This window comes from Pseudomonas defluvii, assembly GCF_001695625.1.
GTDB classification, from domain to species: domain Bacteria; phylum Pseudomonadota; class Gammaproteobacteria; order Pseudomonadales; family Pseudomonadaceae; genus Aquipseudomonas; species Aquipseudomonas defluvii.
Window position 1 is genome coordinate 1 of record NZ_MBPN01000132.1, and the last position, 11,319, is coordinate 11,319.

The 11,319-nt window shown below is 57.3% G+C and carries 11 protein-coding genes and 2 pseudogenes; 2 read left to right on the plus strand and 11 right to left on the minus strand.

Annotation, left to right across the window (positions count from 1 at the left end):
* Positions 1–18: 18 nt before the first annotated feature.
* Positions 19–483, plus strand: a complete 465-nt coding sequence (locus tag EKA13_RS23635) for a MarR family winged helix-turn-helix transcriptional regulator (protein WP_065761614.1) — start codon at positions 19–21, stop codon at positions 481–483.
* A 128-nt stretch (positions 484–611) separates the two neighbouring features.
* Here EKA13_RS23635 and EKA13_RS23640 read toward each other — a convergent pair whose 3' ends face one another.
* Entirely contained in the window at positions 612–2,816 is a 2,205-nt protein-coding gene (locus tag EKA13_RS23640) for an OsmC domain/YcaO domain-containing protein (protein WP_065761605.1), read from the minus strand.
* 30 nt (positions 2,817–2,846) lie between these two features.
* Between EKA13_RS23640 and EKA13_RS23645 the strand changes: the two genes are divergently transcribed.
* Positions 2,847–3,056: a hypothetical protein gene (locus tag EKA13_RS23645; RefSeq protein WP_065761606.1), complete on the plus strand. Its 210-nt coding sequence runs from the start codon at positions 2,847–2,849 to the stop codon at positions 3,054–3,056.
* A 127-nt stretch (positions 3,057–3,183) separates the two neighbouring features.
* Here the strand turns inward: EKA13_RS23645 and EKA13_RS23650 are convergent, their stop codons facing one another.
* The 10 genes and pseudogenes from EKA13_RS23650 to EKA13_RS23695 all read right to left on the minus strand — a co-directional run.
* Positions 3,184–3,528, minus strand: a complete 345-nt coding sequence (locus EKA13_RS23650) for a cupin domain-containing protein (protein ID WP_065761607.1) — start codon at positions 3,526–3,528, stop codon at positions 3,184–3,186.
* Positions 3,529–3,627: 99 nt separating this feature from the next.
* Positions 3,628–4,455, minus strand: a complete 828-nt coding sequence (locus EKA13_RS23655) for an alpha/beta fold hydrolase (RefSeq protein WP_065761608.1) — start codon at positions 4,453–4,455, stop codon at positions 3,628–3,630.
* Between the two features lie 118 nt (positions 4,456–4,573).
* A complete protein-coding gene (locus EKA13_RS23660) occupies positions 4,574–5,461 on the minus strand; it encodes a DUF2950 domain-containing protein (RefSeq protein WP_065761615.1) in 888 nt (295 codons plus the stop codon).
* Positions 5,462–5,487: 26 nt separating this feature from the next.
* Positions 5,488–6,948, minus strand: a pseudogene (locus tag EKA13_RS23665) (DUF3300 domain-containing protein).
* Between the two features lie 260 nt (positions 6,949–7,208).
* On the minus strand, positions 7,209–7,370 hold the full coding sequence (locus tag EKA13_RS23670; RefSeq protein WP_083199894.1) for a DUF2986 domain-containing protein: 162 nt from the start codon (positions 7,368–7,370) through the stop codon (positions 7,209–7,211).
* A 49-nt stretch (positions 7,371–7,419) separates the two neighbouring features.
* Positions 7,420–8,787 (minus strand): ATP-binding protein, encoded by a 1,368-nt coding sequence (locus EKA13_RS23675; protein WP_065761610.1) that lies wholly within the window; start codon positions 8,785–8,787, stop codon positions 7,420–7,422.
* The gene (locus tag EKA13_RS23680; protein WP_065761611.1) at positions 8,763–9,428 is read right to left on the minus strand and encodes a response regulator; all 666 of its coding nucleotides are present in this window, start codon (positions 9,426–9,428) and stop codon (positions 8,763–8,765) included. Before EKA13_RS23680 ends, EKA13_RS23675 begins: the two co-directional genes overlap by 25 nt.
* Before the next feature lie 107 nt (positions 9,429–9,535).
* Positions 9,536–9,973: a hypothetical protein gene (locus tag EKA13_RS23685; RefSeq protein ID WP_065761612.1), complete on the minus strand. Its 438-nt coding sequence runs from the start codon at positions 9,971–9,973 to the stop codon at positions 9,536–9,538.
* 28 nt (positions 9,974–10,001) lie between these two features.
* A complete protein-coding gene (locus EKA13_RS23690) occupies positions 10,002–10,766 on the minus strand; it encodes a COG4705 family protein (protein ID WP_065761613.1) in 765 nt (254 codons plus the stop codon).
* A 104-nt stretch (positions 10,767–10,870) separates the two neighbouring features.
* Positions 10,871–11,319: pseudogene (locus EKA13_RS23695) on the minus strand (hypothetical protein); the annotation flags it as partial.

Sequence of the window (11,319 nt, forward strand, 5' to 3'; positions counted from 1 at the left end):
GAGCTTACATTTTCTAAGATCCTCGACTCCTTTTCCAGCCGGTCAGATTTTTTCTACACCCTTAAATGCGAAGAGCCATTTTTCTTCGGTTACCAGGCATTCACTGCCAAGGCAGACGAAATGCTTGATCGCCGCGGCTTGAGCCGGGTCCATCAGCGCATCGTATTTTTCATCGCCCGCTATCCGAACCTCAGCGTCAAGGAGCTACTGGCTTTGCTCGGCGTGACTAAACAGGCGCTGAACATCCCGTTGCGTCAACTGATGGAAATGCGTTTGGTGAGCAGTGTTGCGTCGCAGACCGACAAGCGTATGCGCCTGCTGGAGCTGACCGACGAGGGCGTTCGCCTGGAGCACATGTTGCGACGCGAGCAGGTGAAGTTACTGGAGCGAGTATTTGCCGAAGCCGGAGAGACAGCTGTGAACGGATGGTTGGCAGTGAATCTGGCATTGGGAAAAGGCCAGGGGCCGATCGACGGGCTCTGATAGACAAGCTGAAGCACGACAGATGCCCTTTGTCACTGACCGCTTCGGGTCTGGATCAATCACCCAGACGCCCGGCAAACGCCTGACAAAAAAAGCCAGGCAGTGCCTGGCTTTTCACTGCTGCGCTATTAGCGGGACAGCGCCGACACATTGGCCCGCGCCGTGTGCAGTTTTTTATAGCTCTCGATCAGACGCAGGTGCCTGTCGAGCCCCTCCAGCTTCATGCTCGTAGGCGTCAAGCCGAAGAAGCGCACGCTGCCGTCCACTGACCCCAACACGGCGTCCATCCGCGGGTTGCCAAACATCCGGCGGAAATTGACTTCGTAATCTTCAAGCGCCAGGTCATCGTCCAGCAGTACTTCCAGCACCACGTTCAAGGCCTGATAAAACAAACCGCGCTCGACCGTGTTGTCGTTAAACTGCAGGAAGGCTTCCACCAGCTCTTTCGCCTCTTCAAATTTCTGCAAGGCGAGATAGATCAGCAGCTTCAGCTCTAGAATCGTCAGCTGCCCCCAGGCGGTATTGTCGTCAAACTCGATACCGATCAAGGTGGCTATGTCGGTGTAGTCGTCCAGTTCACTGTCTTCTAAACGCTCGACCAGTGCTTCCAGGCCGGCGTCATCCAGACGGTGCACGTTCAAGATATCCTCGCGGAAGAACAACGCTTTGTTGGTGTTATCCCAGATCAGATCTTCTACCGGATAAATTTCCGAATAACCCGGTACCAGAATGCGGCAGGCGGTTGCGCCGAAATGCTCGTACACCGCCATGTACACTTCCTTGCCCATGTCTTCGAGAATGCCGAACAAGGTCGCAGCTTCCTCGGCATTGGAGTTTTCACCTTCGCCGGAGAAGTCCCACTCAACAAATTCGAAATCAGCTTTGGCACTGAAGAAGCGCCACGACACCACACCGCTGGAGTCGATGAAGTGTTCGACAAAGTTGTTCGGCTCAGTCACTGCGTTGCTTTCAAAGGTAGGCTGAGGCAAATCGTTCAGGCCTTCAAAACTGCGGCCCTGCAGCAGTTCCGTCAGGCTGCGCTCCAGCGCCACCTCAAAGCTTGGGTGCGCCCCGAACGAGGCAAATACGCCGCCAGTACGCGGGTTCATCAAGGTGACGCACATCACCGGGTACGCCCCGCCAAGGGACGCATCCTTCACCAGCACCGGGAAGCCCTGCTCTTCCAACCCCTGAATACCGGCGAGAATAGCGGGGTATTTCGCCAGCACGTCGTGCGGGACATCAGGCAGTGCGATTTCACCTTCCAGAATTTCGCGCTTCACCGCACGCTCGAAAATTTCCGACAGGCATTGCACCTGCGCTTCAGCCAGCGTGTTACCGGCACTCATGCCATTGCTGAGGAAGAGGTTTTCGATCAGGTTGGACGGGAAATACACCACCTCACCGTCTGACTGGCGCACATACGGCAGAGAACAGATGCCGCGCTCTACGTTGCCAGAGTTGGTGTCGTACAGGTGCGAGCCGCGTAGCTCCCCGTCAGGGTTGTAAATTTCCAGGCAGTACGCGTCGAGAATCTCAGCCGGCAGTGCATCTCTACGGCCAGGCTTGAACCAGCGCTCGTTCGGGTAATGCACGAACGCCGCATTGGCGATGTCTTCGCCCCAAAACTGGTCGTTGTAGAAGAAGTTGCAGTTCAGCCGCTCGATAAACTCGCCCAACGCCGACGCCAGTGCGCTTTCCTTGGTCGCGCCCTTGCCGTTGGTGAAGCACATTGGCGAGTGCGCATCGCGAATGTGCAGCGACCATACATTAGGGACGATATTGCGCCACGAAGCGATTTCAATCTTCATGCCCAGGCCGGCCAAAATGCCCGACATGTTGGCGATGGTCTGTTCCAGTGGCAGGTCCTTGCCGGGGATGTAAGTGCTCGCGTCTGACGCTGAGTTCAGCATCAGCAATGCCTGGGCATCGGCATCCAGGTTTTCCACCTCTTCAATCACAAACTCAGGCCCGGTTTGCACGACCTTCTTTACCGTACAACGGTCGATGGAGCGCAAAATGCCCTGGCGGTCTTTCTCGGAAATATCCGCTGGCAACTCGACCTGAATCTTGAAGATCTGGTTGTAGCGGTTTTCCGGATCAATAATATTGTTCTGCGACAGGCGAATGTTGTCGGTGGGAATATTGCGCGTTTGGCAATACAACTTCACAAAGTAAGCCGCACACAAAGCCGATGAAGCCAGAAAGTAATCGAACGGACCCGGTGCGGAGCCATCACCCTTGTAGCGGATAGGTTGATCAGCCACCACCGTAAAGTCATCGAACTTGGCTTCAAGCCGAAGGTTGTCGAGAAAGTTAACCTTGATTTCCATGCGGGATTACCTGAATACGAGCCAAACGATTTGGCCGCCATTATCCGGCTTTTCGGCCGGAAGTCTTGTGCTTTTGAGCAATGGCCGCTGGCCGGTCCCGCCACGTCAGGCCAGGCTGCAGAGCAGCAACCCGCGTTGCTGCTGCGCAGCCTCACGCCGCACCCGGCGTTCTGGCAGGCTCAGGTATTCAAGATTCAACGCACGGTGCAGGTGAGCCTTACACCCAGCGGATACGATTGATATGAATACGGCAATGAATGCGTTTGTACTTTTAAGACACGCTGTATTTAGTTGTGGCCGCAATAACACAATTCAAAGCAGATGAGGATATTGACAGGCCCGATCGCATTAACGGTCGGGCCTGTATTTACGCTTGCCTGACGATATCGACCGAGATCTCCACCGCCGGAATCGCACCTCTGTTCTCAAGCCAGTGGGTGGTGTTCCTGTCCTCGGGCCACCCTACTCCCGGCCCGTAGTCCGTGGCGACACCATTACGATGGTCCGTAATCGTGCCTTGCAAGATGTAAACGGTACCTGGTCTGTCTTTATGGCTGTGCATCGGGCCGAAGACGCCTCCGGGTTCGATAGTCACCAGGCGCATTCTGAGTTGGCGCCCTGCCATGCCGGCGATCTCAGGGCCAAGGTCAAGCGTTGCAAGTAACTTCACCGTCACACCGTGTGTCTCAGGTGCTTCCTGTTCGTTGCTCATCGCGCGGTCCTCTCTGTGATCCCCCACTGCTCAACAATAGGATGTTTCGGTACCTCAGGCTACGGCATGCTCACTTGGCGAGGTAACCGGTCATATGGATTACGTGCAGGCTGTGCGGAGGGTCGTCGAGGAAACACCGAGAAAATGACCGACCGCCTCAAGCACGGCTTCAGGTGCCTCCCGATGGGGGACATGGTGGCAATCATCCACGATCAAATACTGACCCGTGGATGTCGTCAGTTTTGCGATACGCATCGGATGCAGCGTCGACCCGTACTCATCGTACTGGCCATGGATGGCAAGCAGTGGGCAATGGAGTGCGTCAATCGTGCGTTCAATAGTCCACGCCCTGAAGGCCTGGGAAAGCCATGTACGGGTCCAGGCGGACAACACCCACGCTGCTTTGTCGCCGTGATACTTCTCAAGCCGCGCCATCTGCTCCGGCTGTTCGAATTGCACCTCGGCCGTTCGAATGCCTTGCAACGTCAGGTCCTCGACGAACGCCTGCGCCGACAGGGTAATCAACCCCATGCACACCGGTGCATACAAGGACGCACAGCTCGCCGCCATGGCGCCGCCAACGCTGTGGCCCAGGGCAATAAAACGATCGATCTTCAACGCGGCCCGGAGGTACGCAAAAAAACACTCGGCTTCGTTGCGGATAAAGTGCAGCGGTAATTGCCCGGGGTAAGCGTCGGACTGCCCGAAGCCGAGCCGATCATAGGCAATGACCTCATGCCCGGTTGTCTGGCACAGCCGCTGGGGGAAATCCCGCCATAGCGAGACGCAACCAAGGGAGTCATGGAAAAGAATGATCGGTGGCTTTTGCGTATTGCTTGATACGCTCAGAGGAAACCAGCGACGACAAAACAGTCGCCCGTATGGCGTATCGATCCAGCAGGTTTCAGTACGGATAGACAGTGGCATGCATGGCCTCGGTAGACAGTTCAGCGCGCAGGCAGACGACACAGAGTACCAGTCGCGAGTACAACGATCAGCACGACAGGTAAAAGTCAGGCGCTCCTACTGACCGCCGCCCCACGTGCTAGTCGTGATCTACAGTAACCTCCTTCCAACTGTCATCTGGATCAAAGCGCTTCATCGACTGCGCCAACTTGTCACCAGCAGGCCCCAGGTCTTTCTCGAACACCTGCCCTTCATGACTGATCATGAAACTCATCACCCCGGTGTCAGCATACTTCGCCGGCCAGGCGATCAGTGCGAAGCCACGGCTCATTTTGTCACCGATGAGGTAGCTGTAGGCGCCGCCAGGTGCCGAAGGACCTTGGCCATCCAGAATCCTAAAGCGGTAACCATGCCAGTCTTCACCGGCAATGGTTTTGCCGAACAGCGGCCCCAACGGGCTGATCTGACCGCTGTCGTCGTCCGCCCAGTAGAGGCCATCATGCTTGCCGGGAGTGCTGAAGATTTTCTGCGCATATTCGAGTGCGCCGTCACCATCACGGTCGACTGATGCATAGTCCATCTGGGCGTCGTGATAGGTCAGCACCGATTGCAGCGCAGCGAGTTCGTTGCGGCCAATTCGACGTGCACGGATTTCGGCACTACCGGCCTTGATGTCGAAACGCCAACCATCCTGGCCTTTTATCAGGGGTATGGGCAGTGTCCAGTGGTCACTGCCCACTGAAGGAAGCGCCTTGTTATCGCCAGTTTTTTCAATGCGGTGTTGTTCATGGTATTGCTGCAAAAACGCATCCACATCGCTGCGCTGCACGCCTTCGCGCGGAATGAAACTGCGCCATTCCTCACCGAGCAACTCGGTTAAACGTGCCTGATCGGCATGCTCCGTCCCCACGGCTTCAACGAACGCTTCAGCGGCCTTTTCAGGCGTTGGAAATGCCTGCTGTGCGGCGGCAATGCACGACCATGCCACACTGGCGGCTATCACCAAGGCATGAGGGCACAGGCCGATGAGGGCCGTTACTCGAGGAATGTTTTTCAACGTCGCCCTCCCCTTTGACGCGCAGGTGGATTGGACGGCCGACTGATCGGGTTGCCGGCTGATCGCGAGGCACTGGGGCGCTGGGCGGATACCTGGCTGGTACGGCCACGACTGGCTTGTGCGTCAGCCTGGGACGGCGAGCGAGCGCCGGCGAATACATTGTTGCGGGCACTGCCGGTGCTGGCGGAAGACCGTTTTTGCGCAGCCTAGCGCGCCTGCAACTCGCCCTGGCCACGTTCCTGGGTGGCCTTCCTGGTTGGCTGACTCTCCCGAGTGTTTCTGGCTGTACCTTGGCCCCTGTCAGATGACTTCGGCCTGTCGTTACCTGCTTGCAACCGATTGTTGTCCGAGGCGCCGGGCTGAGCTGCATTCGCGCGATCACGGGCTTCGCGGTTGCTGGTGGCCGGTCGTTCCATACCGTACTTGTCCATGGAACCCCGGGCCTTCTCACGAGCCTGGGCTCGCTGCGCATTGTCCCCGCGATAAGCCTCACGCTGATTGGCACCGTTCAGTTGCCGGCCGTACTGTTCGCGGCTCCTGCTGTCTCGATAGGGAACACCATCGCGGTGAACGGCGTTGTGCTGCCACTTGTTCTGATTGTTGGTGATTTGGTTGTTTCGATTGACGGTGTTGTAGCGATTGACGTCGATGTCAATGTCGTTATTGCCCCAGTCACAATCGCCCCACAACGAGCCGATGATCGCCACACCGGTACCGAATGCCAGCCCAGCCAGCAGTGCCGAGCCGGGGTAATAGGCCGGCGGCGGTGGGTAGTACACCGGAGGTGACGCGGGATAGGCCCAGGTGCCATAGGTGGTTGTCGGGTTATAACTGGGTACGTACACCACCTGCGGATCGGAAGGCTGGATGATGATGGTCGAGGTACTGCTGGCGGGGGCGGAGGCCGCATTCGTGGGAGCCGGGGCCGTAGCAGCCTGAACCGTCACGTTCTGATATTGGTTGCTGTGAAGGTTGCCTGCTGCTTGCGCCTGATGACGCAAGCGTTGCACGCCACCCATGACATCGTCGGGTTGCGCCAGGAAGGCATCGCCCAGGCGCTGTACCCAGACGGGATCTTGTCCCAGCGTTGCCAGAACCTGCGGGAACGCAACCAGAGCCTGCACGCTCGGGTCCCAGGGCTGGTTCGCCACTTGCTTGACCGCATCATCACCCTTGGCGTCCGGGTGTGCTTTGGACCAGGTTACCGCTTCGGCGACCTCCCCGGGGTATGTGGTGGCCATCAGCACCTGTGCCAGCAGCGGGTCCGGGTATAGCGCAATGGGCGCGAGCATTTGATCCAGCTGTTCCTGGGTAAACACGGCATCTTTGGCCGCCGCCGTGACAGCCGCTGTATCGGCAGTGTTTGCGCTCTCGGTCGCATCCAGTGGTTGCGCCAGGCAGGAAAACCCGCTCAAGAACAGTGCAGCGGACACCGCGTAAAACAATGGAATGCGCATTGCACCTCCAATGTGGTCAGGCAGGCTTGCAACAAGTGGGTCAATGCCAGGGAGGCGAAGGCCGACTCTGCAAGCTGCAGACCTCCATCTCGATGCCGTTCGTTAATGGTAGCAAACCTATAGCGCTGGCCACTCATTCACTGCAGCGCGCCGAGGGGCTCGGCAACCTTTTGCGCAGTGCCTTCCCGCGCATTGTGATCAGCGCCAAGCCGTACTCGCTTGAGCACTTGGACCTTGGGGCAGCACTCAAGATACAAAAATCAGTGCTCAGAGGAGATAGTCGCCTCCTGATCAGGTTCAGCGGCCAACTTCAAACGATCCGCTTTACTAATGTATTTTGGCTTGTTTTTAGGTGCCAATTTGGCACTGGCTTTTTTGGCGTGAGCCTTTAATAACTGTTTTATTTTCTTTTGACGATTCATCTGTCCCTACCCAGCCTTTAATTGCTTGAATGCTGTCCGCTTAAACTATTCAACCCGCCGCTGATAATAGGCCTCTTCTCAACCATACCGAAACACATAGGCCGCTCTTCTTCCTCTCATCCGAAAAACTCAATTGGATGCGTGCCCCCGCACGATCGGCTATCGCCTTGACGATGGATAAGCCGAGCCCCGAACCTGGTTCATCGGTTCCCAGGCTGCGGTAAAACGGATCGAACACCAGCCTTTGTTCTGCTGTGCTGATGCCGGGGCCTGAGTCCTTGATTTGAAGGATCACGCTCTCCTGCTCCACCTCGACCGTCAGGTCCACTCGTCCGCCAATGGGGGTATAACGGATAGCGTTGTCCACCAGATTCTTGACCAGGATTAACAGATCCATTTCGTTGATAATGACCTGTACGTCTTCTGCGCCTTCGACACCGATGTCGATGCCTTTGAGCTCTGCCAGCGGCAGTAGATCCTCCAATACCTGCCGAAACACCTCATGAACCGAAACTGATGTCTGTGGCCGATCCAGGTTCGATTGTACAGCCGCCAGGGCCAGTAGTTGATCGATCAGCTTTCTACTGCGCTCTATTCCCCGGGACAACGGCAACAGGCATTCATGGGCCTGCGTCGACATTTCGGTGGTCGCAAGCCGTTCGGCTTGCAGTGACAAGGCCGTCATCGGAGAACGCAGTTCGTGAGCTGCGTCAGCGATGAAGCGACGCTGGGCTTCCATGGACTGCGCAACACGCGCCAGCAGCCGATTGATGGCGACGACGAAAGGCCGGATCTCGGTCGGCAGGTGGTTTTCATCAATAGGGTGCAGCGCCTGTTTGTCGCGCTGATCGATTTCGTTCGAGAGGGTCGCGATGGGGCGGAACAGTTTGCGCACCAGATCGCTTACCACCAGTAACAGTACCGGAAACAGGATGAGAAACGGCATCAGACTGTGCCAGGCGCTCTCTCGCGCTTCTTTGTCACGCACATCGGCCTCTTGGGCGACAACAATGCGTTCGCCACCGGCCGTTGCCCTGACCAACACGCGAAAGTTTTCGCCTGCAATATTCACAGTAGACAAGCCATTGGCCAGTGTTGAGGGAAATGGCAACGGCAGCGTGGCGTCATCATTGCTGGTCGCTTTGCTACTATCCGCCAGGTATTGCACGATGACCCTGGACTCTTCGTCGTCGTCAACGACTTGCTCAACCGTAGGGTAATGCAGGGTCATCTGCTGCCGCTCAAAAAGGACGGCCACTTGACGCAGGGTCTCGTCCTGCATTTCGTGCGCCTCGTTGAGCGCAGAGACGAAAGCGAAAAAACCAGCCAGCACCGCTACGATCAGGATGGCTAGCGACAGCGTTACAGACAACCGTAACTGTACCGAGTCGCTCAAGCGTTTTTTGAAACCATCCATCCCATTCCCCTGACGTTCTTGATGACATGGCTTCCCAACTTTCGCCGCAGTGCGTGAATCAGGAACTCCACCGCGTTACTTTCCACTTCGTTGCCCCAACCATAAATGCGGTCTTCGAGTTCGCTGCGCGAAAGAATGGCACCAGGTCGAATCAACAGTGCCTGCAGCAAGGCGAACTCGCGGTTGGACAGCTGAACATCGCGGGTTTCGGCGGTGGTAGCTTGTTTGGATATCAGATCCAGCGACACCACACCGTTGTCCAGCAATGACTGGGCGCTGCCGCCTTTGCGGCGCAATACGGCACGCATACGGGCAAGTAGCTCGGCCATGGCGAAGGGTTTGAGCAAGAAATCGTCAGCGCCGCCGTCGAGGCCACGCAGGCGATCATCGAGGCCATCCCGTGCGGTGATGATCAACACTGGCACCGGGTTGTTGCGGCCGCGAATACCATCAAGCACATCGAGCCCGTCTTTACCGGGCAACCCGAGATCCAGCAGCACCAGGTCATAGGCCTGGGTTATCAGTGCCTCAAGGGCCGTGAGTCCGTTTTTCACCCAGTCTGTGGCGTAGCTCGCATCGTTCAGCGCGCTCTGAATGGCATCACCAATCATTGGGTCATCTTCGACCAGCAATATGCGCATGTCCCGCTCCGAAAAAAAGGCGCGGCGGTCATGACCGTCGCGCCTGTATTGAAGCACCTGAGCCGGCGTTTGTCCGCCGTCGGTTCAACCCAATGTACGGTTGTCGGTCATTGCTTGCCCTTGAACGAATCGAAGGCCTTCAACAGATCATCCATTGTTGCTTTGCAGTCAATCTGTTTCGGCGTACTGGCGCGCAGGGCATCGAGTGCCCGGTCAATGGCTTTGTCCAGCACATGCCAGTCACTGGCGGCGCGGGGTTTGATCCCTGCTTCGGCGGAGTCCCAGGACGTTTCGAGATCCTTGATGCGGGTTTTCGCCCCCGCCAGGTCGTTCTTGTCTACGAGCGCGGCGACATCGACGGCGATGCTGCTGAACTCGGACAAATCACCCAGCTTTGAACCGGACTGGGCCGATGCGCTCACGGACGTGGCCGGCGTGCCAGCCCCGGGTTTGTCGGCAGGTTTCGAGCAACCGGCAGCGATGCTGAGCAAGAAGATGGACGAGACAATGGCGACGTTGCGAATGACCTGTTGGAGTGGAGGCATGACGATTCCTTGATAGGCTTTTGAAAATTTACTGAGTAACCGCTTTGCGGTTGCCAACACTGATTTGCGCGACCGCAACCAGAAGAACAATGACGCAGAGGAAGATGGCACTGGTCCAGGCGGAACCCATGCCGAGGCCACCGTAGGTTTTGGCCTGAGTCAGCAAATCGCCGAGTGAGGCACCAAACGGACGGGTCAGGATGTATGCGATCCAGAAGGTCAACACCACGTTGCCGCCTAGGCGCCAGGCCACCAGTGTCGCGGCGATCAGCGCACCGAAAATCACGGCGCCGAGTGTGAAGCCCAGACCCAGCGCTTCGGTGGCCAGATCGCCCGCGGCAGTGCCGAGGGCAAAGGTGCAGAGCACGGTCGTCCAGTAAAAAAGTTCCCGCCGCGGAGTGACAATTTCGCGGATCGACAGGTTGTGTTCCACTCGGTACCAGACCAGGAAGTTGATCGCCAGCAGCACGGAAAAGACCGCCGTGCTGGTGTACAGGCTGATATCGAGCATGTCGGTCATAATGTCGGTGATCTGTGTACCGACGATGCTCACCAGCACCACGGTTAGCCAGTAGATCCAGGGAGAGTAGGCCTTGGTGCGCAGTTGAAAACGCAACGCGAGTGCCAGCAGGACGGCCATGCCGATACTGGTCCAACCGGCACCGAAACCGGCATCCACGGCCAGAAAATCCGCGCCGGTTTCACCCACCGTCGTGGAAAGAATCTTGATCACCCAGAATGACAGCGTCACCTCGGGTACTTTGTTTAGCCATCCGGCTTTTGCGGAATTCATGGGCGGCTAGCCTCTCCTGAGCTGCGCTGAACGTGCGCCGGGGAGAAGATACGTAGCAAAACTTAGCTGAGACTGAGGGGAGGCACGGCCTGCACGACGGCGTGTTAGTCGAATGTTGAGGGGCGCAGGCAACCGAGCGCCATGGCGACCAGGCTATCGAGTAACGCCGAGGATTCGAGCTGGTTCGGCATGTCCTCCAGTACCGACCGGATGACACTGCGCAGCCCCTGCCCAAGCAAGTAAGCCGCCAAGGCGGGGTGCTCGGTGGCGATCTCATGCTGGTAAAGGTGCAGGAGCGGCAGCCAGGTTGCTTCGATGAATTCTCCCGCCGTGTGATAAGGGCCGCGCCACATTCCCAGGTGCAGGGCCGAGTGATATCGCAAGTGAAACGCCTTGTTCAAGTTGAACAGACGTGTTTCGACCCGAATGATATTGGCCAGAATTTCCCGCAACGCCGACTTCAAGGGCACGCCAACTATAGTGGATCCACCTTTTGAGACAGTGACTACGGGGTAGTTTAAGCTGTCGTCCTCGAAAGGATGACAGCAAATGG